General features: G+C 63.6%; 25 protein-coding genes. 10 read left to right on the forward strand and 15 right to left on the reverse strand.

Annotated elements, in window-relative coordinates; all coding sequences use genetic code 11:
* Positions 1-205: 205 nt before the first annotated feature.
* Positions 206-1456 carry a threonine ammonia-lyase gene (locus FHW96_RS16755; RefSeq protein ID WP_172341722.1) on the reverse strand — a complete coding sequence of 417 codons (1251 nt, stop codon included), beginning with the start codon at positions 1454-1456 and terminating at the stop codon, positions 206-208.
* 137 nt (positions 1457-1593) lie between these two features.
* On the opposite strand from FHW96_RS16755, the gene FHW96_RS16760 reads away from it, so the two are divergent.
* Together FHW96_RS16760 and FHW96_RS16765 are read left to right on the forward strand one after the other, a co-directional pair.
* Positions 1594-2502 (forward strand): NAD(P)-dependent oxidoreductase, encoded by a 909-nt coding sequence (locus FHW96_RS16760; protein ID WP_172341723.1) that lies wholly within the window; start codon positions 1594-1596, stop codon positions 2500-2502.
* Positions 2499-4217, forward strand: a complete 1719-nt coding sequence (locus tag FHW96_RS16765) for an amidohydrolase (protein ID WP_172341724.1) — start codon at positions 2499-2501, stop codon at positions 4215-4217. Before FHW96_RS16760 ends, FHW96_RS16765 begins: the two co-directional genes overlap by 4 nt.
* Positions 4218-4459: 242 nt before the next feature.
* Here the strand turns inward: FHW96_RS16765 and tatC are convergent, their stop codons facing one another.
* The 9 genes from tatC to FHW96_RS16810 form a co-directional block, all read right to left on the reverse strand.
* Positions 4460-5251 carry a twin-arginine translocase subunit TatC gene (tatC, locus tag FHW96_RS16770; protein WP_172341725.1) on the reverse strand — a complete coding sequence of 264 codons (792 nt, stop codon included), beginning with the start codon at positions 5249-5251 and terminating at the stop codon, positions 4460-4462.
* A gap of 2 nt (positions 5252-5253) precedes the next feature.
* Entirely contained in the window at positions 5254-5673 is a 420-nt protein-coding gene (tatB, locus tag FHW96_RS16775) for a Sec-independent protein translocase protein TatB (protein WP_172341849.1), read from the reverse strand.
* Positions 5674-5717: 44 nt separating this feature from the next.
* Positions 5718-5951 carry a twin-arginine translocase TatA/TatE family subunit gene (locus FHW96_RS16780; RefSeq protein ID WP_172341726.1) on the reverse strand — a complete coding sequence of 78 codons (234 nt, stop codon included), beginning with the start codon at positions 5949-5951 and terminating at the stop codon, positions 5718-5720.
* Positions 5952-6017: 66 nt separating this feature from the next.
* A complete protein-coding gene (scpB, locus tag FHW96_RS16785; protein WP_172341727.1) occupies positions 6018-6635 on the reverse strand; it encodes an SMC-Scp complex subunit ScpB in 618 nt (205 codons plus the stop codon).
* Positions 6632-7426, reverse strand: coding sequence for a ScpA family protein (locus tag FHW96_RS16790; RefSeq protein ID WP_371815737.1), 795 nt, complete (start codon positions 7424-7426; stop codon positions 6632-6634). Before FHW96_RS16790 ends, scpB begins: the two co-directional genes overlap by 4 nt.
* A complete protein-coding gene (gene nagZ, locus FHW96_RS16795) occupies positions 7423-8439 on the reverse strand; it encodes a beta-N-acetylhexosaminidase (protein ID WP_172341729.1) in 1017 nt (338 codons plus the stop codon). The genes FHW96_RS16790 and nagZ overlap by 4 nt, the downstream gene beginning before the upstream one ends.
* 63 nt (positions 8440-8502) lie before the next feature.
* The gene (locus tag FHW96_RS16800; RefSeq protein WP_172341730.1) at positions 8503-9531 is read right to left on the reverse strand and encodes an SPOR domain-containing protein; all 1029 of its coding nucleotides are present in this window, start codon (positions 9529-9531) and stop codon (positions 8503-8505) included.
* Between the two features lie 3 nt (positions 9532-9534).
* Positions 9535-11292 carry an arginine--tRNA ligase gene (gene argS, locus FHW96_RS16805; RefSeq protein WP_172341731.1) on the reverse strand — a complete coding sequence of 586 codons (1758 nt, stop codon included), beginning with the start codon at positions 11290-11292 and terminating at the stop codon, positions 9535-9537.
* A gap of 80 nt (positions 11293-11372) precedes the next feature.
* The gene (locus FHW96_RS16810) at positions 11373-12026 is read right to left on the reverse strand and encodes a hypothetical protein (RefSeq protein WP_172341732.1); all 654 of its coding nucleotides are present in this window, start codon (positions 12024-12026) and stop codon (positions 11373-11375) included.
* Positions 12027-12120: 94 nt separating this feature from the next.
* On the opposite strand from FHW96_RS16810, the gene ispH reads away from it, so the two are divergent.
* From ispH to rnhA, 3 genes are read left to right on the forward strand one after another with little or no spacing between them, the layout of a single operon-like run.
* Complete coding sequence (ispH, locus tag FHW96_RS16815) at positions 12121-13095, forward strand: 4-hydroxy-3-methylbut-2-enyl diphosphate reductase (protein ID WP_172341733.1); 975 nt, start codon at positions 12121-12123, stop codon at positions 13093-13095.
* A 12-nt stretch (positions 13096-13107) separates the two neighbouring features.
* Positions 13108-14082 (forward strand): homoserine kinase, encoded by a 975-nt coding sequence (thrB, locus tag FHW96_RS16820; RefSeq protein WP_172341734.1) that lies wholly within the window; start codon positions 13108-13110, stop codon positions 14080-14082.
* A 10-nt stretch (positions 14083-14092) separates the two neighbouring features.
* Positions 14093-14536: a ribonuclease HI gene (gene rnhA / locus FHW96_RS16825; RefSeq protein WP_172341735.1), complete on the forward strand. Its 444-nt coding sequence runs from the start codon at positions 14093-14095 to the stop codon at positions 14534-14536.
* A 243-nt stretch (positions 14537-14779) separates the two neighbouring features.
* Here rnhA and FHW96_RS16830 read toward each other — a convergent pair whose 3' ends face one another.
* Entirely contained in the window at positions 14780-16018 is a 1239-nt protein-coding gene (locus tag FHW96_RS16830; RefSeq protein ID WP_172341850.1) for an aspartate kinase, read from the reverse strand.
* 94 nt (positions 16019-16112) lie between these two features.
* Between FHW96_RS16830 and ubiG the strand changes: the two genes are divergently transcribed.
* Positions 16113-16838 (forward strand): bifunctional 2-polyprenyl-6-hydroxyphenol methylase/3-demethylubiquinol 3-O-methyltransferase UbiG, encoded by a 726-nt coding sequence (ubiG, locus tag FHW96_RS16835; protein WP_172341736.1) that lies wholly within the window; start codon positions 16113-16115, stop codon positions 16836-16838.
* A gap of 179 nt (positions 16839-17017) precedes the next feature.
* Here the strand turns inward: ubiG and FHW96_RS16840 are convergent, their stop codons facing one another.
* The 4 genes from FHW96_RS16840 to FHW96_RS16855 form a co-directional block, all read right to left on the reverse strand.
* A complete protein-coding gene (locus FHW96_RS16840; RefSeq protein ID WP_172341737.1) occupies positions 17018-17536 on the reverse strand; it encodes an AAA family ATPase in 519 nt (172 codons plus the stop codon).
* Positions 17533-18105 carry a nicotinamide riboside transporter PnuC gene (pnuC, locus tag FHW96_RS16845; protein ID WP_172341738.1) on the reverse strand — a complete coding sequence of 191 codons (573 nt, stop codon included), beginning with the start codon at positions 18103-18105 and terminating at the stop codon, positions 17533-17535. The genes FHW96_RS16840 and pnuC overlap by 4 nt, the downstream gene beginning before the upstream one ends.
* An 18-nt stretch (positions 18106-18123) precedes the next feature.
* Entirely contained in the window at positions 18124-18471 is a 348-nt protein-coding gene (locus tag FHW96_RS16850; RefSeq protein ID WP_172341739.1) for an arsenate reductase, read from the reverse strand.
* A gap of 66 nt (positions 18472-18537) precedes the next feature.
* On the reverse strand, positions 18538-18837 hold the full coding sequence (locus FHW96_RS16855; protein WP_172341740.1) for an antibiotic biosynthesis monooxygenase: 300 nt from the start codon (positions 18835-18837) through the stop codon (positions 18538-18540).
* Between the two features lie 109 nt (positions 18838-18946).
* On the opposite strand from FHW96_RS16855, the gene aroC reads away from it, so the two are divergent.
* The 4 genes from aroC to ahpF all read left to right on the forward strand — a co-directional run bounded on the left by aroC (position 18947) and on the right by ahpF (position 23263).
* Positions 18947-20044: a chorismate synthase gene (aroC, locus tag FHW96_RS16860; RefSeq protein ID WP_172341741.1), complete on the forward strand. Its 1098-nt coding sequence runs from the start codon at positions 18947-18949 to the stop codon at positions 20042-20044.
* Positions 20045-20099: 55 nt separating this feature from the next.
* Positions 20100-20702, forward strand: a complete 603-nt coding sequence (locus tag FHW96_RS16865; protein WP_172341742.1) for a hypothetical protein — start codon at positions 20100-20102, stop codon at positions 20700-20702.
* 167 nt (positions 20703-20869) lie between these two features.
* Positions 20870-21433: an alkyl hydroperoxide reductase subunit C gene (ahpC, locus tag FHW96_RS16870; RefSeq protein ID WP_172341743.1), complete on the forward strand. Its 564-nt coding sequence runs from the start codon at positions 20870-20872 to the stop codon at positions 21431-21433.
* Between the two features lie 246 nt (positions 21434-21679).
* Positions 21680-23263, forward strand: a complete 1584-nt coding sequence (gene ahpF / locus FHW96_RS16875; RefSeq protein WP_172341744.1) for an alkyl hydroperoxide reductase subunit F — start codon at positions 21680-21682, stop codon at positions 23261-23263.
* Positions 23264-23298: the final 35 nt, after the last annotated feature.

Genomic DNA, 23298 nt, shown 5'->3' on the forward strand with positions numbered 1-23298 from the left:
GGCTCAGGGGCTTTGCGTATTAACCTTGCGGGTTGCATCCCGCTTGTCGGCCCTCTCGTGCCGTTGGCCAACTTTATGCCTCGCTGGTTTCTGCCGTCAAAGCGTTTTAACCGTGATTTCGGCGCAAATAGGCGCCAAATTCATCCATTGCCCCATATAGACACAGGGGGCCGGACCCGCGTTAACCGGCCCCCTGTGGATTTCCTCAGCTTACTTCAGCCTGCACCACCTCATAGCCCTTGGCGCGCAAGGCGTTAACCAAAGCGTCGATCTGTTCGCCGTCGCGCGCCTCGCATTCGATGTCCGCCGTCAGCCCCTTGGCGGGCAGATGGGTGAAGATGCGCTGGTGATAGACCTCGATGATATTGACCTGATGGCGGTTGAATTCCTCGACCACCTTGAACAAAGCGCCGGGGCGATCCTGAAGCGTCAGCTTCAAACGCGCCAGACGGCCCGAACGCGCCAGATCGCGCAGCAGCACATTGGCCAGCAGGCGCTGGTCAATGTTGCCGCCCGACAGGACGATGCCCACCTTCTTGCCCTTGAACAGGTGGCGATGGGCCATCAGCGCGGCCAGACCCGCCGCGCCCGCGCCCTCAACCACCGTCTTTTCGATGTTGAGCAACAGGCAGAGCGCGTGTTCCAGCTCGCTTTCCGACACCAGCACGAAATCGTCGAGCAGCTGCGCCAGCATCTTCGAGGTAAACTCGCCCGGCTCTTTCACCGCAATGCCCTCGGCCAGCGTGTCGCCGCCGATGGGGTAATTGGTGCCCTTGAGCAGGTTGTACATCGAAGGGTACAGCTCGGCCTCCACCCCGATCAGACCGATGCTCGGCTTGATCGCGCGCGCCGCCGTGCCCATGCCGGTGGACAATCCGCCCCCGCCCACCGGGATCACCAGCATGTCGAGATCAGGCTGATCCTCCAGCATTTCGAGCGCAACGGTGCCCTGCCCTGCGGCGACCAGCGGATCGTCGAAGGGATGGACGAAAGTCAGGCCCAACTGCTTTTCCATGGCTCGCGCATAGGCATAGGCCTCGTCAAACGTCTCGCCTTCCAGCACGACCTTGCCGCCCACGCTCTCGGTCTGCATGACCTTCACGGTGGGCGTGGTCTTGGGCATGACAATCGTCACGGGCACGCCAAGGCGACTGCCGTGATAGGACAGGCCCTGGGCATGATTGCCCGCGCTGGCGGCGATGACGCCCCGGTCGCGCTGTTCCTGGGTCAGATGCAAAAGGGCATTGAGCGCGCCGCGTTCCTTGTAGGCGGCGGTAAATTGAAGGTTTTCGAACTTGAGATAGACTTCGCAGCCGCAAATCTTCGACAGGGTCCGCGAATGGTCCATGTCGGTGCGCACCACATGGCCCGCAATTCGCCCAGCGGCGGCGCGGATGTCATCGATGGTGAGCAGGGGCGCAGTGGCGCCGATTTGCGTGATGTTTGCCTCAGTCATAATCCTGCGCCCCTAGCGGAAAAACCTTTCCCAAGAAACCGCGATTATGCGAGGATTTTACCTCACCCCCCGCCTTTATCGTGCCGCGCTACACTTCCCTTATTCCCTTCGCGCATAAACCGGCTAATACGGCCTTCATGACCGACCCTGCTTCTGCTCCTCGCCGCGTTGCCGTCATCGGACTTGGTGTGATGGGGGGGCCGATCGCCCGCCATCTGGGCCATGCCGGACACAGTCTGACCCTGTATAACCGGACGCCCAAACGGATCGAGCATTGGCGAAAAGCCAACCCCGACATTGCGGTACGCGAGGCAAACAATGCCGCCGAGGCCGCCGAAGGATCGGATGTCGTCATCACCTGCGTCGGCAATGACGACGATCTGGCCGAGGTGGTGCTGGGGCCGCAGGGCGTGTTTACCACGCTTCATCCGGGCGGATTGTTTATCGACCACACCACCGTGTCGGCTCGCATCGCCCGGCAGATCGGGGTGGAGGCGCGCGACAAGGAAATCCGCTGCGTCGATGCGCCGATGACCGGGGCGCAGGCGGGCGCCGAGGCGGGCACGCTGACGCTGATGTGCGGCGGGCGGGCCGATGCTGTTGAGGCCGCAACGCCGGTGATGCGTGCCTATGCGCGGCGCATCGTGCATATCGGCAAGGCGGGCACGGGCCAAGCCACCAAGATGGTCAACCAAATCGCGCTGGCGGGCGTTACGGCGGCCCTTGCCGAAGCCTTCCGTCTGGCACAGGCCGAGCATCTTGATCTCGACAAGGTCTATGAGGCGATCAGCGGAGGCGCGGCGCAAAGCTGGCAGATGGACAACCGCTGGCACACGATGGCGCAGGAGCGGTTCGACTTCGGCTTTGCCATCGACTGGATGCGCAAGGATCTGGGGCTGGCGCTGGATGAAGGGCGCGGGCTGGGCCTGTCCTTCCCGGTGGCCGCGCTGATCGACCAGCTCTATGCCGATATTCAGGCCATGGGCGGCGGACGTCAGGACACCAGCGCCATTCTTCGCCGCCTGCCCAAACGAGGGGTTCGATGAGATTATCTTTTGCCGCGCTGATCGCGGGATTGCTGTGCTCCGGGTCGGCCTATGCCGATACGCTGGTCGATCATGTCCGGGGCCTGACGCTAAACGCGGCGGGCAATGTCGAGCGCTTCAACGGCATCGTCATAGACCGCGACGGCCGCGTGCTGCAATTGCTGCACGAGGATGATCCCCGCCCGTCCAGGCTGGATTTCGCCGCCGACGGGCGCGGTGCGGTGCTGCTGCCCGGATTGATCGACGCCCATGCGCATGTGATGGGCGTGGGGCTGGCGGCACTGACGCTTGACCTGTCGGACACCACCTCGCTGGCGCAGGCGCAGGGCAAGATCCGCGCCTATGCCGCGCAATTTCCCGGCCGCCCGTGGATCATCGGGCGCGGGTGGAATCAGGAATTGTGGCAATTGGGCCGTTTCCCCACGGCGGCGGAACTGGATGTGGCGGTGGATGATCGCCCGGTCTGGCTGGAGCGGGTCGACGGCCATGCGGGCTGGGCCAATTCCAAGGCTCTTGCCGCCGCTGGCGTGACGGCGGCCACGAAAGACCCCAGCGGCGGACGGATCGAACGCCTGCCCGCGCCAAGGGTGGTGAGCAAGGTCGCAGGCAAAGCGGCGGGGAAAGCTCCGGCGCCCCCCGTCGCTTTGGGGGCGCCCGCCGGCGTGCTGGTCGATGGGGCAATGGCGCTGGTGAGCAAGATCGTGCCTCCCCCGCGTCCGGAAGACCGCGATGCCGCGCTGGCCAAGGCGCAGGAGCTTTTCCTCTCGCGCGGGGTGACGGCGGCTGCGGATATGGGCACGTCCATCGAGGATTGGCAGGCGATGCGCCGCGCGGGCGATTATGGCCGGTTGACGATGCGCGTCATGGCCTATGGCGACGGCATCGCCAACACGGTGCTGATCGGCGGGCCGGGGCCGACACCATGGCTCTATGAGGACCGGCTGCGGTTGAATGGGGTCAAGCTCTATCTCGATGGCGCGCTGGGGTCGCGGGGGGCATGGCTCAAGGCACCCTATGCCGATGCGGCGACCACCGGCCTGCCATTTCTGACCGAGACGCAGTTGAAGAATTTGATCAGCCGCGCAGCGATGGATCACTTTCAAGTGGCCGTCCATGCGATCGGCGATGCGGCCAATGCCACGCTGCTCTCGGCCATCGAGGATGTGGCGCAGACCTATCAGGGCGACCGACGCTGGCGCATCGAACATGCCCAGATCGTCGATCCGGCCGACATCGCCCGCTTTGGCCAGAACGGCATCATCGCCAGTATGCAGCCCATCCACCAGACCAGCGACCGGACCATGGCCGAAGCGCGGCTGGGGCCAAACCGGCTGAACGGGGCCTATGCGTGGGCCTCAATGCTGCGGGCGGGCGCGCGTCTGGCCTTTGGCTCGGACGCGCCGGTCGAAGTGTCCGACCCCTTTGCGGGCATCGCCGCCGCCATCACCCGCGAAGGGGCCGATGGCCAGCCCGCCGGGGGATGGCAGCCGCAGGAAAAGCTGACCCGCACGCAGGCACTGGCCGCCTATACAACGGGCGCGGCCTATGCCGGGCAGGCCGAGGCAAAGCTGGGACAATTGAAGCCGGGCTGGCGGGCGGATTTCGTACTGGTCGATGTTGATCCCACAACCGATAGCCCGGACAGGATCCGGCGGACCAAGGTGTTGCAGACATGGGTCGCGGGGAAGCCGGTTTGGGAGTTGGGGAAGAAGTGAAGGGATGAATGCGAGGGTCTAAACCCTCGCGTTCCCGTTACTGTCTTCCTTGCGCCACTGGTTCGGCGTTTTGTGTCGGATGCGGCGTTGAAATGATAAAGCCTGCGGCGCGGATAGGAATGACCTCTCCGCGCCGCAGGCTCTGAAACCATCGCAACCAACCGCTAAGCCGTGCTAAAACTCAACTCCATTAACGGGATTGCAAAGGGCCCCCGCCCTTTGCCCGCCGGAGGCAAACCTTCTTACGCCTCGACCTGAACTTCAGCCTGAGCCTCAGCCTTGGCCGCGCGCTTTTCCCCAAACCACATCACCACCAGCGACCCTTCGAACAGGATCATCAGCGGCACGGCCAGCATCAACTGCGACCCCACATCGGGCGGCGTCAGCACAGCGGCCAGCACGGTGATCCCGACGATCACATAGCGCCGCGCACTCGAGAGCTGCTGGCGCGTCACGATCCCCGCGCGGTTGAGCAGCAGGAGCAGGACAGGCAGCAGGAAGCTGATCCCGAAGGCAAGGATGAATTGCATCACAAGGCCAAGATAGTCGCCGACGCTGGGCAGCGCCTCCATCTGGATCCCGCCGCGATTGCCCTGAAAGCCCAGCATCCAGCGGAAGGCCGTGGGCATCACCACATAATAGGCCAGCGCCGCGCCCGACAGGAACAAGACCGGCGTAGCGATCAGAAAAGGCAGAAACGCCTTCTTTTCCTTCGCATAGAGGCCCGGCGCGATAAAGGCCCACATCTGGTTTGAGATGACCGGAAAGGCCAGTATGAAGGCGGCAAACAGCGCAACCTTGAGGTCAACGAAGAAGGCCTCATAGAGCTTGGTGTAGATCAGCTTGCCCCCGGTCCCCGCTGCATCGCGCAAAGGTTGCACCAGAAAGGCCAGAATCGGGTTCACGAAATAGAGGCAGATGCCAAAGGCCACAAAGAGCGCAGCAATGGATTTGAGCAGACGCCCGCGCAGTTCCACCAGATGCTCAAGCAGCGGGGCCTGCGATTCGTCTATATCCTTGATTTCAAACGCCATCTTTATTCGCCCTTGGCCTTGTCGGCCTGTTCATGGCCTTCATGCGGTTGGGCCTGATGGTGCGCGGCATGTTCCTGCGCGCTGGCCGAATGCGGATCGACGGGCAATCCGCCGCCCGCCAATTCGGAGGCGGCCAAAGGCTCAGTGGGCGCGTGTTCGGCCAGCTCGGGTGAGGGCAAAGCCTCGGGCGGGCTGGCCTTCATGATCGCCTCATTCTGCTCGCGCCATTTCTTTTCCATCTCCTCCATTTCCGCCTCGCGGATCATGGTTTCGATGCCAGAGCGGAAATGGCCCGAGACACGGCGCACCGTCCCCATCCATTTGCCCATGGTCCGCATGGCGCGGGGCATATCCTTGGGGCCGATCACCACCACGGCGACCACCGCCGTCAGCAGAAATTCCGAAGGGGCAATATCAAACAGCACAGTGCGTCAGGCCAATCTTGCGAGGAATGGGTAAGAAAGGCTCAGTTCTGGCCGGTCTTTTCTTCGGTAGCAGCAGGCTTGACCGGCTCTCCCTTGCCTTCGATCTGGGCAGGCGGCGTGACGGGGCGGTCAGTGGTTTCGTCCGCCATGCCTTCCTTGAAGCTTTTGATACCCTTGCCGAAATCGCCCATGATGTCGGACACGCGGCCACGACCAAACAGCACCAGCACGACCAGCAGAACGATGACCCAGTGCCAGACAGACCCAAAACCCATGATACCAACTCCTTGTGGCCCCGCCGAGCCAAGATTCATGCATCGACGCGGGCATTTTGATCCTATCTAGGCACTTTCTTGGCCCGGCGCCAGCCCATCCGCTGATTGACGTAGCGCTTCCTCACTCTTCGGATCGCCCATCAGCGCATTATAGGCCTCATCGACCGGATCGAGCAGGCCCGTAGCCCGCAATTCCTCGATTCCGGGCAGGTCGCGGCGGCCGCTCAAGCCGAACTCGGCAAGGAAGGCGGGCGTGGTGGCATAGATCACCGGGCGCCCCGGCACCTCGCGCCGTCCCGCGATGCGCACCCATCCGGCCTCCATCAACACGTCCACCGTGCCCTTGGCGGTCTGGACACCGCGAATCGCCTCGATCTCGGCGCGGCTAACGGGTTCATGATAGGCGATGATGGCAAGGCATTCGGTGGCCGCGCGGGTCAGACGGCGCGGCTCCTCATGCATGGGGCGCAGCAGATGGGCCAGATCGGGCGCGGTCTGAAAATGCCAGCGCCCGCCGCGTTCGACCAGTTCCACCCCGCGCCCGGCATAATGGGCCGCCAGTTCGCGCAGGGCCTCGCGCACAGCCGCCTCCCCCTGCCCCAAATGGCGGGCGATGGCCTCGATGCTCATCGGTTGCGTGGCGGCAAACAACGCGGCCTCCAGCGCGCGGATCAAGGCGCTCATGCCGAAAGGCTCCGCAAGCGCAGCGGGCCGAACACATGGTCCTGCACGATCTCCACCCGCCCCTGTCGCGCCAGTTCCAGCGCGGCGACAAAGCTGGAGGCCAGAGCCGAACGGCGCAACCGCTCATCGCTCCATTCCGCCTGAGTCGCGGGGGGCAGAAATTCGCGCAGCTCCACCCAGTCCAGCCGCAATCCCAGCATGGCCGACATTCGCGCCAGCGCCGAATCCAGCGTCATCACCTTGCGGTCGCGCACGATATGAACCACCGGACCATTGCGCACCTTGACCTGACCATAGGCAGCGATGAGGTCATAAAGATCGGCCTGCCACACGGCTTTCTTGCCGATTTTCAGCCCCTCGGGCGCGCCGCGCAGAAACACATCGCGCCCGATCCGGTCGCGCGCCAGAAGCCGCGCCGCCGCCTCGCGCATCGCGGCCAGACGTTGCAGCCGCAATTGCAGGCGCAGCGCCAGTTCCTCAGGGCTTGGCTCCTCCTGCTCCTCCTTGGGCAACAGCAGCGAGGATTTGAGATAGGCCAGCCATGCCGCCATCACCAGATAATCGGCGGCCAGCTCCAGCTTCAGCGCCTCGGCGGCCTCGACATAGGCGATATATTGATCGACCAGTTCGAGGATCGAAATCCGCCGCAGATCGACCTTCTGCCGCCGCGCCAGATCAAGCAGCAGATCGAGCGGTCCTTCCCAGCCCTCGATTTCCAGCATCAGCGCATCGCGAGCCGGCGCGGTGAACAGGTCCGCGCCCTCGCCCGGAGGGAGCGCGCCTTCGCTCACACCAGCGCCAGCAGCGCGTCGCGCGTGGCGACACATTCCGCCTGCCGCTCCTGCGCCAGAGCGGGCGAAATCGCCGCCCCCGCCATCGCTCGCGCCAAACGCGCCGCGCTTTTCTCGCCCATGGTCGGGCAGGCCTGCGCGATGCCCACCATATCCGCCATCCGCGCCCAGCAATTGAGCACCAGATCGCAACCCGCCGCCAGCGCCCGCGCCGAACGCTCAGGGATCGTGCCCGAGAGCGCCTGCATGTCGATATCATCGGTCAGCAGCAGGCCATCGAAGCCGATCACCCCCCGGATGATCTCAGACACAATCCGCGGCGATTGCGTGGCGGGCGCCTCGGCGTCCCAGGCGGGAAACAGGATATGCCCCGTCATCCCGATCTCCGCCCGTGCAGCCAGCGCGCGGAAGGGCGCGATATCGCGCTCCAGCGCCGCCGCATCGGCATGGACGGTGGGCAATTCCTTGTGGCTGTCGGCCCCGGCGCGACCATGGCCGGGCATATGCTTGATCACCCCCGCCACGCCTGCGGCCTCCAGACCTTCGAGGATGGCGCGGCCCAAGGCGGCCACCCGCATCGGCTCCTCACCCAAGGCGCGGTCGCCGATCACATCATGCGCGCCCGCCTCGCGCACATCAACGCAGGGCCAGCAATCGACCGTGATCCCCGCCTCGGCCAGATCCAGCCCCAGCGCCTCCGCATTGGCGCGCGCGGCGGCAATCGCGCTGGAAGGCGCAACATCATAGAGCCGCGCAAAAGGTTCGCCCGCCGGATATTTCGCCCAGACCGGCGGCTTCATCCGCGCGACCCTTCCGCCTTCCTGATCAATGCTGATGAACAGATCGTCGCGCCCATGCAGCCTGCGCAATTCATCGGTCAGCGCCCGCAATTGCGCGCGGCTTTCCACATTGCGTCCAAACAGGATGTATCCCGCCGGATCGCAATCCCGAAAGAAAGCGCGCTCATCATCAGTCAGGGTCAGGCCGGAAAGGCCGAAAATCGCCGGTATCATGCGGCCATCCGTTGCACGTAACGACCGCCCAGCGCAAGATCCGCTTAATGCTTGACCTGAAGCTTAATGCTTGACCTGACAGGGCAGACCATCGGCCTTCAGCCGCTCGCACAGGCCAGCCCCACCTCCAGCGCTGGTCACCAGTTGCAGCCGATAGACCGTGCCCAGATCGATCTTGGCCGAAACCACGCGGTGGTTCATGCCCTTGAGCATCTCATGTCCCTGCACCAGCCGGTTCCACCCGGCCACCGCCGCGCTCTCGCTGGTATAGGCCGCGATCTGGACCACGCCGCCGCTTGGGCCATTATCAGCCGCCGCCGAAGGCTTGGGCGCGGCCACGGGCTTGGCCGCCGCCACAGCTTCCGGTTTGCCCGCCACGGGCGCGCCGCCCGCAAAGCTGGCCCCGGCTGCTGCTGCCGTCGAGGCTGCCGCCTCGGCCGCATTGGCGCCTGCGGCTGCCGCATCGCCGCCTGCCAGTTGCGCGGGACGCTCCTGCCCCTGCGAAACGGCAAAGCTCGAATCGCCGGTCCCGGCAAATTGCTTGCCGCCCGGATCCTTGGGCGCTTCCTTATAGCTTTCTGCGGGCGCGGCGATCACGCTGCCATCGGCCACGGGCACGCCATTGTCGGGGCGATGGGTAAAATACCAAAAGCCCCCGACCGCCGCCGCCGTCAGCGCCAGACCGGCCGCCACAGCCACGGCGACACGCTTGCTGTCGACGCCCTCATATTCCTCGTCATCATCCGATTCGAGCCAGGGCAGGCGGTCATGGTCATCAAAGCGCTTGCTGCCCAGCGCCTCATCCACGCCCTGCAGCGCGGCATCGTCATGGCCGGGCAAGGCCTCGCGCGCGTCATGATACCATTGCTGGGCACGCTCCTCGGCGCCCTGCATATGCGCGCCGACCTCTTGCGAGAGTACGCTGGCCTTGTCCGCCAGCGTGGCCCCATCACCCAGCGCGGCGGCGCCCGCAACCGCATCGCGCGCACGCCCGATCAGATCCCTCGCCCGCGCCTGCGCATCTGTCGCATCGGTCCACGGTTGGGTAAGGCCGCCGCCTTCGCCACCAAACCCATCCTGACCGTTCGACATGACTTACATCTCCTCGACAGCGGTCACGCCAAGGATGGCAAGCCCGTTGCGGATGATCTGCCCGATTTGCGAGGCCAAGAAAAGCCTCGCGCCAGTAAGCGTACCGTTTTCGGACACAATAAAACGCTTGTCCGGGCGATCATTGCCGACATTCCAATAAGCGTGGAAGGCTGCGGCCAGATCGGCCAGGAAAAAGGCAATGCGATGGGGTTCGCGCGCAGCAGCAGCAGCCTCGACCAGACGCGGGAACTGCGCGCCCGTGCGCACCAGCGCCAGCTCTTCCTCGCCCAGCAGCTCCAGCCCTTCGTTCGAGGGGGCAAAGCCTTCAGCCGCCCCCTTGCGCAGCGTCGAACAGATGCGCGCATGGGCATATTGCAGATAGAATACCGGATTGTCCTTGCTGGCCTCGACCACCTTGGCAAAGTCGAAATCCATCATCGCCTCGGGCTTGCGGGTCAGCATGGTGAAGCGCACGACTTCCTTGCCGACTTCCTCCACCACTTCGCGCAGCGTGACGAAATTGCCCGAACGCTTGGACATTTTCACCGGTTCGCCATCGCGCAGCAATTGCACCATCTGCACCAGCTTGACTTCAAACGGCTTAGCCGCCCCATCACGCCCGGTCATCGCAGCCACGGCGGCCTTGATGCGCTTGACCGTACCGGCATGGTCCGCGCCCCAGATATCGACCAGCGCGTCAGACGTCTGTGCCTTCTGGTAATGATAGGCCAGATCGGCGCCGAAATAGGTCCACGTCCCGTCCGACTTCTTGATCGGGCGGTCCTGATCGTCGCCAAACCTGGTGCTGCGGAACAGCGGCAGCGCCACCGGCTCCCAGTCATCGGGCAGCTTGCCCTTGGGCGCTTCCAGCTCGCCATCGTAAACCAGATCGACGCTGCGCAGCCAGGCTTCGGCCTCCTCGGGCTTGCCCGCCGCCTGTAGCTCCGCTTCGGATGAGAAAAGATCGTGTTCGATGCCCAGCAGCGCCAGATCGTCGCGGATCATGTCCATCATCTTGGCAACGGCCCGCACGCGGAACAGCGCCAGCCATTCGCTTTCGGGCGCATCGGCATATTTATCGCCGAATTCGGCGGCCAAGGCCTGCCCCACCGGCACCAGATAATCGCCCGGATAGAGCCCTTCGGGGATCGCGCCCACGTCATGGCCCAGTGCTTCACGATAGCGGACATGGGCGCTGCGGGCCAAAACCTGCACCTGCGCGCCCGCATCATTGACGTAATATTCACGGATGACCTTATGCCCGGCCCATTCCAGCAAGGAGGCCAGCGCATCGCCCACCACCGCGCCGCGGCAATGGCCCATATGCATGGGACCAGTGGGGTTGGCCGAGACATATTCGACATTGACCGTCGTGCCCGCGCCCACGGCCGAACGGCCATAATCGCCGCCCTGCGCCCCGATCAGCGCCAGTTCGCCCAGCCATGCCGCATCCGACAGGCGCAGGTTGATGAACCCCGGCCCGGCGATCTCGGCGCTTTTCACCTGCTCCAGCTTTTCCAGCTCGGCCACCAGCAGAGTCGCCAGCGCGCGCGGATTGGTGCCCGCAGGCTTGGCCAGCACCATGGCCGCATTGGTGGCCAGATCGCCATGCGAAGGATCGCGCGGGCTTTCCACCGTCACCGCGCCTCGGTTCAGCCCGTCCGGCAATTGGCCGGCAACCACCAGCGCATCAAGCGCGGCGGCAACATGGCCTGCAAAGGCGTGAAAGATCGGGGCTTGGTTATCGGCTTGCTGTGTCATGCCAGCGCGCCTAGCGAATTTACGTCCGAAACGAAAGGCCGCAAAACATAAGGGGGGCAGCTAAGCCCCCCCCCCGGAAATCAGCGCGTGCCGTTATACTGAAGCTGTTCAGGCGTGAGCTGGAAACCCACCAGCACCTCGAATGAGGCCTTGGCCACCGCCGCGCGCACTTCAGGATCGGTCAGCGGGTCGATGGCAGCGTCAGCCTCGCCTGCTTTGCGCTGTTTGAGCAGACGGTCGCGCACCGCGCGGTCCAGCGTGGCGTCGGCCTTGTTGATCGTCGCCCCGCCAGAGGCCATTACCTCGCCGCGCGTCTGGCCATCGGCGAAACGCACCGTGGCTGTGCCAAGGCGCTTGGCGATCACAACATTGCCGCCGCGCACCACGGTGATGAAATAGGGCAGGTTCACCACCCGCTCGCCCCGACCATCGGCGCGCGTGGCCAGAACCTTGAAGGTCACATTGGCCTGCACCGGATTGCTCTTGGGATCGCAGGCGCTGCGCACATTGGTGATCGCACCAGTCAGATCGATGGCGCTCGCATTCTGTTCGCCGCCCAGACGGAACGTGGTGATATCGCCTGTATAATCGGCAATGCCCACCGCCGGGCAGGTCGAGCGCACCGCCGTGATGCCCACGCCGTCCTGCACCACCAGTTCACCGGTCGTCTTGCACCCGGCCAGCAAAGCCATGGCGCCCAGCAGCCCCGCCCCGCAAGCGACTTTGGCATTCATTCGGCGTGTACGAAAGGGCATGACAGACTCGTTCCTTCAACATTCCTGTTCGCTGCCCTAGCGGCGCGCGGCGCAAAGCGCTAGAGGCGGGAGTATGAACACCGCCTTTCCCGCCCCCGCCGATTCCATTTCTTTGCAGCCGCTCAAGCTGTTGATTGCCGCGCCGCGCGGATTTTGCGCCGGTGTTGATCGCGCAATCGAAATTGTCGAGCGGGCGATTCGCAAATATGGCGCTCCGGTCTATGTGCGCCATGAAATCGTTCACAACCGCTATGTGGTCGACGGGCTCAAGGCCAAGGGCGCAATCTTTGTCGAGGAACTCGACGAAGTGCCCGATGGCGTGCCGGTGATCTTTTCGGCCCATGGCGTGCCCAAGGCTGTGCCCGCAGCGGCGGATGCGCGCGGACTGGAATGGCTCGACGCCACCTGTCCGCTGGTCTCCAAGGTCCACCGTCAGGCCGAGCGCCAGATCGAGGCGGGCCGCCACATCCTCTTCATCGGCCACAAGGGCCACCCCGAGGTCATCGGCACTTTCGGTCAGGTGCCCGATGGCCATATGACGTTGGTCGAAACGGTCGAGGATGTCGCAACCCTGCCCTTCACCACCGATGATGCGCTGGGCTTCCTGACGCAAACCACGCTCTCGGTCGATGATACGCATGAGATCATCGAGGCGCTGAAAGCTCGCTATCCCCAGATCCACGCGCCCCGCGCCGAGGACATCTGCTACGCCACATCCAACCGTCAGGCCGCCGTCAAGGCAATTGCCCCGCAATGTGATCTGGTGCTGGTGATCGGCGCGCCCAATTCGTCCAATTCGATGCGTCTGGTCGAGGTTTCCGACCGCAGCGGCACGCCCTCGCGGCTGGTGCAGCGCGCCGATGAAATCGACGTCTCGTGGCTCGACGGCGTGAACACGCTGGGCCTGACGGCGGGCGCCAGCGCGCCCGAGGAACTGGTGCGCGAGGTGATCGCCCGCATCGGCCAGTGGCGTCAGGTCGAAGAGGAAACGGTGGTCACCACCGAAGAAAACATGATCTTCAAACTGCCGCGCCAACTGGCTGGCTAAGTAGAGGCGGCAATGGCGGTTTATACACAATTGGGTGCCGAAGCGCTGGCGGCGCTGATCGGTGAATTTTCGGTGGGCGATCTCGTTTCGGCCAAGGGCATTGCCGAGGGCGTGTCCAATTCGAACTGGCTGATCGAGACGACCGGGACCGGATCGGGCCCGCAGCGCTTCATCCTGACCATGTTCGAAGGCCGGACCGAAGTGGCCGAACTGCCCTTCTTCCTTGGCCTGCTCGACCATCTGGCCGACAAGAAATGTCCGGTGCCGCGCACGATCCACGACCGTGATGGCGCCAGCTTCCGCTGGATCGACGATAAGGCAGTGACGCTGATCGAATTCCTGCCCGGCGTTTCGGTGTCCGAACCCACGCCGGGCCAAGCGCGCTCGGTGGGCGCGGCGCTGGCAGGCCTGCATCTGGCCGCCGCCGATTTCCCGCAGAGCCGCGCCAATGACCTCAGCCTTGCCGGATGGCGGGGGCTTATCGACGGTTGCGGAGCCGAGGGGCTGGCCTCGATCGATCCCTCGCTGGCGGGCCTTGTGGCGCGCGAAATGGCGGTGATCGAGGGCGAATGGCCGACCGACCTGCCCCGCTCGATCATCCATGCAGATCTGTTCCCCGACAATGTGCTGATGTTGGGCGATTCTGTCACAGGCCTGATCGATTTCTATTTCGCCTGCCATGACATCACCGCCTATGACGTGGCGGTAACTCATGCAGCATGGTGCTTCTCGTCCGACGGACGGGAGTTCAATTCAGAGATTTCCGAGGCGCTGCTGGGCGGTTACGAATCGGTGCGCCCGCTCTCCTATGCCGAAACCGCCGTGCTGCCGGTTCTGGCGCGCGGGGCGGCGATGCGCTTCCTCTCCACCCGCGCCTATGACTGGATCAACACCCCGCCCGATGCGCTGGTGGTGAAGAAAGACCCGATGGCCTTTGCCCGCCGTCTGGAATTCTACGCCGCCAATCCGGGCGTGTTCGGGGCTTGAGTTTGCGGGCATGAAACAGGTCGAGATTTTCACCGACGGGGCCTGCAAGGGCAACCCCGGCCCCGGCGGCTGGGCAGCTTTGCTGCGCATGGGCGCCCGGGAAAAGGAACTGGTCGGCGCCGAGGCACAGACCACCAACAACCGCATGGAAATGACCGCCGTGATCCGCGCGCTGGCGGCGCTCAACCAACCGTGCGAGGTGCGGCTCTGCACCGACAGCAAATATGTCATCGACGGCATCACCCAATGGGTCTTTGGCTGGCAAAAGCGCGGCTGGGTGAATGCCAAGAAGGAGCCCGTCGCCAACGAGGATCTCTGGCGCGAGATGCTGATCGTGGCCAAACCCCACAAGATCGACTGGCAATGGGTGCGCGGGCATAATGGCCATGCGGAAAATGAGCGCGTGGACAAGCTGGCCAGTGATGCGGCGGTTGAGGTGAGCAAGAAGAAGTAAGGGATGAAGGCGAGGGTCTAGACCCTCGCGCTCCCATTACTGTCGGCGTGGGCGCTTGGTCTACGGCGGGGCGTGTTGGGGCGAGGTTTGAAAGTGGGGCAAGCCCCACACCCCAATTCCGCGAAGCGGCTTATCCCCCCAAACGAAAAACGCCCCCACGTTTCCGCAGGAGCGCATTCCAGTAACGGGATTGCAAAGGGTCGAAGACCCTTTGCCCGCCGGAGGCATCAAACCTCCAAACGATCACCCATCCAGCCCATAAGCCGTATGCAGCAAACGCACGGCCAGTTCGGTTTCATCCGAATCGATCAGCACCGAAACCTTGATTTCCGAGGTCGAGATCGCCTGAATGTTGATCCCGCGATCAGCCAGCGCCTTGAACATCATGGCCGCGACGCCTGCATGACTGCGCATGCCCACGCCCACGACCGAGATCTTGGCAACCTTGGGGTCGGTCGAGAGCTTTTCGTAGCGGATGGTTTCGCGGTTTTCTTCCAGCACGGCCACCGTGCGGTCGAGGTCGGCAGCGGGCACCGTGAAGGTGACGTCCGTGTCCGTATCGGCGCGGCCAACGTTCTGGATAATCATGTCCACGTTGATGTTGGCTTCGGCCAGCGGGCCAAAGATCGACGACACGGCGCCCGGACGGTCCGGCACGGCGGTCAGGATAACCTTGGCGTCATTCTTGTCGGCGGCGATGCCGGTGATGAGTTGGCGTTCCATATCCAGGCCCTCAAGTTCTTCGTCGGACACGATCATCGTGCCGGGCAGTGTATCAGCAGCAGGAGCGTTTTCGTCGATGAAGGACGAGAGCACCTGAACGCGCACCTTTTCCTTCATGGCAAGGCTGACCGAGCGGGTCTGAAGCACCTTGGAGCCGACGCTGGCCAGTTCCAGCATTTCCTCATAGGTGACATTCTTGAGCTTGCGCGCCTTGGCGACGATGCGCGGGTCGGTGGTGTAAACACCGTCCACGTCGGTGTAGATATCGCAGCGATCCGCTTTCAGCGCCGCCGCCACGGCCACGGCCGAAGTGTCCGAACCACCGCGACCCAGCGTGGTGATGCGGTTGTCGGCGGTCAGGCCCTGAAAACCGGGGATCACGGCGATTTCGCCGCGCGCCATGCTGGCCAGGATCTCGTCGGTGTCGATGGCTTCGATTCGCGCCTTGGCATGGGCATCATCGGTGCGGATCGGCAATTGCCAGCCCAGCCACGAACGCGCCTTGGCGCCGATGGATTGCAGCGTCAGCGCCAAAAGACCGCTGGTCACCTGTTCGCCGCTGGCCACCACCACGTCATATTCGGCGGGGTCATACAGCGCGTTGGCTTCACGGCAGAAGTTTACCAGTCGGTCGGTTTCACCCGACATGGCCGACACCACCACCGCCACCTCGTGCCCGGCTTCTTGCTGACGGCGCACAATGCCCGCCACGCGCCGGATGCGCTCGGTGCCGGCCATGGAGGTGCCGCCGAATTTCATGACGATCCGGGCCACGGTCACAGGCTCCTTAATTGAAACAAAATTACACGCGAGACACTTGCCCCGCTTGGGGCTGGCGCTTTAGGTAGGTCCTATGAGCAATGCAACGACAATTCGCCCGGAAGAAGCCGCCCATTTTGGCAAACTGGCCGCAGAATGGTGGGATCCGAAGGGTTCCTCGGCCATGCTGCACCGGCTCAACCCTGTGCGGCTGCGGTTTATCCGCGATGCGGTGGATGCGCATTTCGGGGCCGATTCGCGCTCTGTGCGGCCACTGGCGGGGCGGCGGGCGCTGGATGTGGGCTGCGGCGCAGGGCTTTTGTGCGAACCGCTGGCACGGTTGGGCGCGGCCGTAACAGGCGTGGACGCGGCGGCGGAAAATATCGCGGCGGCCAGCGCGCATGCGGCAGGCGGCGGCCTGTCCATCGAATACGTCTGCGGCGATGTCGGGGCGCTGGGCCTGTCGGGCTATGATCTGGTCACCAGCATGGAGGTGATCGAGCATGTCGCCGACAAGCCCGCCTTTCTACGCGCGCTGATCGGGGCGATGGCCGAGGATGGCCTGCTGATCGTCTCCACCCCCAACCGCACGCCGCAATCCAAATGGCTGATGATCGAGGCCGCCGAGCGGATCGGCATGGTGCCGCGCGGGACGCATCATTGGGAGGATTTCATCACCCCGTCCGAACTGGCGCTGATGCTGGAGGATTTGGGGATGCAGGTGGGTCAGCCGATGGGGATTGCGTGGAATCCCTTGAAGGGGTTGCATCTGTCGAATGATATGGCGTTGAATTATATTTTGACGGCGAAGAAGGTCTGAGGGATTTTTGCCTCCGGCGGGCAAAGGGACTCGTCCCTTTGCAATCCCATTATGGGGGGCGCCATATTTGCATTGAGTCGCCATTCCGGGAAGCGGCTTTATAGCCTGCGGCGCGGAGGGGTTGCGCAAGGCCGAACCCGAACACCACCCAAAACCGGGATTGTTAAGGGCCCCCGCCCTTAACCCGCCGGAGGCACCCTACTCTCAACCGCCCCAACCACCTGATGCTCCCGCTCATCCCAATCACCATGGATGCGGGCGTAACGCACCCCCGCCCGCACCAGCACCTCCTCTGACACAGCGGCAAAACGCGCCCGCGCCTCGTCTGTGCCAAAGAAACGCGTACCATCCTCTACCCATGGCACATCGGGCGAGAAGAGGAGGTAGAGATCGGCCTTGGGATAGGCGAAGAGCTCATCGGGCGCGTGGCCGAACAGCATCTGCGCCCATGCTGCCGTCATCAGCGGGTCGGTGTCGAGGATCAGCACCGGGGGCTGCGCCTCGCTGGCGCGCAGCATCGCCTCGTTCTGGCCCCGCGCCATGGCGAGCAGGTCGTCCATGGTGAAGTCAAGCCCATGCGCTTCGGCATATTCGCGGCCATATTCAGGCACCCATGGCCAACCGAACCTTTGCCGCAACCTCTCGGCCAGCACAGATTTTCCGGTGCTTTCCGCGCCATGAAAGCAAACGCGGATCATGCCCGCCCCGCCTTCATCCATTCGCGCAGGCCCAGCACCGAAAGCACGAGAAAGCCGACATAAAGCGCAGCCGTGGGATAAAGCCCGCGATTGATATAGAGAGCCACCGAGGCCACATCGATCGCGATCCACAGCACCCAGTTTTCTGTCCGACGCAGGCCCAGCAGTATCTGCGCGGCAACGCTGGCCCCGGTCACCGCCGAATCAGCAAAGGGCATGGCCGCATTGGTAAAGCGCGCCAAGGCCCAGCCCAGATTGATGCTGAGCGCGGCCGTGACCAGCGCCCAGACGATCCGGCTGAACGGGCTGAGCCAACCGACCGGCACCTCGTCATCCGCCCCCTTGCTGCGCGCCCAGAGCCACCAGCCCCAGCCTTGCGCGGCAAAGAAAAACACCTGAAGCCCGCTTTCGGCATAGAGGCGCTTTTCAAAGAAAACAAAGATGTAGAGCGCGACCATCGCCATGCCGAAGACATAGTTCCAGATCGAGCGCCGGACGAGCAGCACGATATTGACCAGCCCCAGCGCGGCGGCCACCCATTCAAGGAGCGAATACCAGCTCTCGTCCATCGCCTGCCTTCCGTGGCTTTACCGCAGGGCAGTTTCCCACTCGCTGGCCTTAAAGCCCACCAGCAGGCCGCCCTTATATTCCACGATGGGCCGCTTGATCATCGAGGGGTTCTCGACCATCAGAGAGACGGCCAGATTTTCATCGACCATCGCACGGATTTCCTCGGGCAGCTTTTTAAAAGTCGTGCCCGCGCGGTTCAGGATCTTGTCCAGCCCGGCCTCGATGATCCAGTTGGTCAGCTTGTCCTTATCCGCGCCCGCCTTTTTGTAATCATGAAAGGCATAGCTGATCCCATTGCCCTCCAGCCATTTGCGCGCTTTTTTGACGGTATCGCAATTGGGGATACCGTAGAGGGTGATGGTCATGGGAATTCCTTGGATAAGTAGAGCCGGGCCAAAGCACCGTTACGGCGGGTTTGGCAATGCTTTCCTTCACGGAAATCGGCGCTCTACAGCACCGTCACAGGAATAGACCGTATATTCGGCGTAATATTCCTCGCGCCCCCTCGCCTGCGCCTCGCGGTGTTCGGGGTGGCGCGCCCAGTCGCGCGCGGCCTCCACACTTTGCCAGACCGAGATGGTCACCGTTTCGCCATCGGGGGCGGCAAAGCTCTTGTAATCAAGGAAGCCCGGCTGGGCCCGCGCCAGTTCGTCCATGCGCGCGGCGTCAGCGGCATAGGCGGCGGCATCGTAATCAGCCCGTTTCCGGCTGCGGAACACGTTCATATACATCGCGCAAGCCTATCGCTGACGCAGCACTTTTGCAAAAATCCGTTCCCACTTTTTTGCTCGGCTCCGGGACAGTGGACTTTTGCCCCCACAATCGCCAAAGAGCGGCCCCATGAGCTGGAACACCTTTGGCCGCCTTTTCCGATTCACCACCTGGGGCGAAAGCCACGGGCCCGCGCTGGGCGCGATTGTCGATGGCTGCCCTCCGGGGCTGGAGATCAGCGAGGAGCTGATCCAGCCTTTCCTCGACGCGCGCCGTCCGGGGCAGAGCAAGTTCACCACCCAGCGCAACGAGGCCGATCTGGTGAAGATCCTCTCGGGTGTGTTCGAAGGCAAGACGACCGGCACGCCGATCAGCCTGATGATCGAGAACACCGATCAGCGGTCGAAGGATTATTCCGAGGTCGCCAAGTCCTATCGCCCCGGCCATGCCGATTATGCCTATGACGCCAAATATGGTTTCCGCGACTATCGCGGCGGCGGGCGGTCGAGCGCGCGCGAGACGGCGGCGCGCGTGGCGGCGGGCGGCGTGGCGCGTCTGGTGATCCCCGAGGTGCGGATCGTGGGCTATGTCAGCCAGATCGGCGATGACCGCATCGACATGGGTAATTTCGACGAGGCGCAGATCCGGGCCAACCCCTTCTTCTGCCCCGATGCTGAAGCAGCCAAGCGCTGGGAAGCGATTGTGGATCAGGCGCGGCTTGATGGCTCGTCGATCGGCGCGGTGGTCGAATGCGTTGCCTATGGTGTGCCCGCCGGCTGGGGCGCGCCGCTCTATGCCAAGCTCGATTCCGAACTGGCCGCCGCGATGATGAGCATCAATGCGGTCAAGGGCGTGGAGATCGGCGATGGCTTTGCCGCCGCCACGCTGCGCGGCGAACAGAACGCAGACCCCATGCGCCCCGGTCCCGACGGGCGGCCCTTGTTTGAGGCCAACCATGCAGGCGGCATCGCGGGCGGCATTTCCACCGGCCAGCCGGTGGTGGTGCGCGTGGCCTTCAAGCCCACCTCCTCGATCCTGATCCCGGTGCCGACCGTCACGCGCGCCGATGAAAACGGAAACATCGAGGCCAGCGAAATCCGCACCAGGGGCCGCCATGACCCCTGCGTTGGCATTCGCGGCGTGCCCGTGGTCGAGGCGATGATGGCGCTGGTGCTGGCCGATCAGAAGCTGATCGACCGTGGACAGGTTTCCCGTCCCCGCGCTTGAGCCCGGCTTCCGCTTGGGTTAGCTTGCCCCCGGTCTTGGGCCGGGGGTATGTGCCATGGGCAATCTCGATTTTCCCAAAGTGATTGCGGCCGCAGCGGTCAGCCCGCTGGGCGTGCTCTCGCTGCTGGTGCTGGTGATCGCGATGATCGCGCTCAGCTTCTTTCGGCGTTCGGGCGATTCGGTAAAGCTGGTCGTGTTTGGCGGGCTGCTGCTTTCGGCGGTGGGCTTTGGCACGGCAACAATGATGGCGGGGCAATCCTCGGCCAGCGATGCGCCCAAACCGGATCATACATCCGCACCGGAAACGCCCCCTACGGCACAACCGCTGCTGCCACCATCCCCGGCCTTATCCTCGGCCCTGTCCTCGGGTACCGCCGCCTCAATGACGGGCCTGTGGAGCAGCGGGGACGGTTTTACCTTTCGCTTTACTCAGACGGGCCAATCCATCGCCTATGACACGATCGAGAATGGCGCCAAGACGGGATCGGGCAAGGGCCGGATCGAAGGACGCCATGTCACGTGGCATTACATCGTCGATGCCGACGGCCAGAGCGGCGATTGCTCCGGCACATTGTCGAGCGATGCCCGCATGGTGACTGGGCAATGCGCATCGGGGAGCGACAAGCCATGGGAGCTGAATATACGCAGGCAGGATTGATGATCGGATAAATCGATCAAACCCGACCTATCGCCCTCCACTTATCGCTATTCCCAATATGATTAATCGGGAATCCGCACTTCGCATTTGCATCATCAATGCCTATCTCCGCTTCAACAGTTTCAACACCCCCAGATACAAACTGGGCAAACGACGGAGTCTATCCCATGTCGCTTATCGGCTATTCGATCCAGCCCTTCACCGCCACCGCCTATAAGGCCGGCGCTTTCGTCGACGTCACCGACGCCGACATCAAGGGCAAGTGGTCGGTGTTCTTCTTCTATCCGGCCGACTTCACCTTCGTGTGCCCGACCGAGCTGGAAGACCTCCAGAACGAATATGCTGCCCTCAAGGCTCTGGGCGTCGAAGTGTACGGCGTGTCGACCGACACCCACTTCAGCCACAAGGCATGGGCCGACACCTCGCCCGCCATCGGCAAGATCGAATACTTCCTGGTCGGCGACCAGAACCATGACCTGACCAAGCAGTTCAACAACCTGCGCGAAGGCGTGGGCCTGGCCGACCGCGGCACCTTCGTGACCGATCCCGAAGGCGTGGTGCAGCTGGTCGAAGTGACCCCCGAAGGCGTGGGCCGCAACGCTGCCGAGCTGGTGCGCAAGATCAAGGCCGCCAAGTACTGGCAGGAACACCCCGGTCAGGTTTGCCCCGCCAAGTGGGAAGAAGGCGCCGAAACGCTGGCTCCCTCGATCGATCTGGTCGGCAAGATCTGATTGGTTTGAAGGTTAGAATACCCGCAGGGGGACTCGTCCCCCTGCACCCCCATTATGTCTCCCGGCGAGAAGTGAGCGATTGGCGGCCAATAAGCGCCTGCATCGCCCCGCCGGAGGCTTTTACAGCTGCTGCGCAGCAATGAGTTTTTTACACACCGTTGCCCAATAGGCTACCCATCGTCGGGAGACGTTATGGGAGCGCGAGGGGGCGCGCCCCTCGCATTTCTAAATCCGAAGGATCATCCGATGCTCGACGCCAATCTGTCCGCCCAACTCAAACAATATCTCGCCATGCTGCGTGAACCGATTGAGCTTGTCGCCAGCCTTGGCGACGATGCCAAATCGGCCCAGACCCGCGAGTTGATCGAGGCCATCGTCGCGCTGTCCGATAAAGTTTCGGCGCGTTTCGATGGAACAAATGCGCGCGTCCCTTCTTTCACCATCAGCCCCGTGGCCGATGCGCATGATCGCGTGCGCTTTGCCGGTCTGCCGATGGGGCACGAATTTACTTCGCTGGTCCTGGCTTTGCTCTGGGCCGGCGGCCACCCGCCCAAGGTGTCGCAAGAGGTGCTGGATCAGGTAAAAAGCCTGACCAGCACCCACAATTTCGAGATGTATTTCTCGCTGACCTGCCACAACTGCCCCGATGTGGTGCAGGCGCTGACGCTGATCGCGCTCAAGAACCCGCGCTTCTCCGCCACGCTGATCGAGGGCGGCACCTATCAGGCCGAAGTCGATGAGCGCGGCGTGATGGCTGTGCCCGCCGTGTTCAAGGATGGCGCGATGTGGCTGTCGGGCAAGAAGACGCTGGAGGAAATCGTCGCGGACCTCGACGAAGGCGCGGAGGCCAAGGCCGCCGAAGCGGTCAACGCCAAGGAGCCGTTCGAAGTGCTGGTGGTCGGCGGCGGTCCTGCCGGGGCGGCCTCGGCCATCTATACCGCGCGCAAGGGCATCCGTACCGGCGTGGCGGCGCAGCGTTTCGGAGGGCAAGTGCTCGACACGCTGGGCATCGAGAATTTCATCTCGGTTTCGCACACCGAAGGGCCCAAGCTGGCCGCCGCGCTGGAAAGCCACGTCAAGGACTATGGTGTCGATATCATGAACCTTGCCACCGCGCAAAAGCTGGTCCCTGCGACGCGCGAAGGCGGCTATCACCAGATCGAGCTTGCCAATGGCGGCGTGCTCAAGGCGCGGTCCATCGTGCTGTCCACCGGCGCGCGCTGGCGCAACATGAATGTGCCGGGCGAAAAGGACTATGCCAACAAGGGCGTGGCCTATTGCCCCCACTGCGACGGCCCGCTGTTCAAGGGCAAGCGCGTGGCGGTAATCGGCGGCGGCAATTCGGGCGTCGAGGCGGCCATCGACCTTGCGGGCCTGGTCGCCCATGTCACGCTGATCGAATTTGACGGCGCGATGCGGGCCGATGCCGTGCTTCAGGACAAGCTGCGGTCCTTGCCCAACGTGACGATCATCACCAGCGCGCTGACGACCGAAGTGCTGGGCGATGGAGCCAAGGTGACGGGCCTGACCTATCAGGACCGCAACACGGAAGCGGTCCACACGGTCGAACTCGAAGGCATCTTCGTCCAAATCGGACTCGTGCCCAACACCGAATGGCTCAAGGGCGCCCTCGCCCTGTCGCCGCGCGGTGAAATCGAGATCGACGCCAAGGGCGCGACCAGCGTGCCCGGCGTCTTCGCGGCGGGCGATTGCACCACTGTGCCCTATAAGCAGATCGTCATCGCCATGGGCGCGGGGGCGACGGCGGGACTGTCGGCGTTTGACTATCTGATCCGCACGCCGGTGCCGGTTTTGGAAGAGGCTGAATAAGATGCCTCCGGCGGGTTAAGGGACTTGTCCCTTAA

Origin of the sequence: Novosphingobium sp. SG751A (assembly GCF_013149295.1) — a bacterium.
In the GTDB taxonomy this organism is placed as follows: domain Bacteria; phylum Pseudomonadota; class Alphaproteobacteria; order Sphingomonadales; family Sphingomonadaceae; genus Novosphingobium.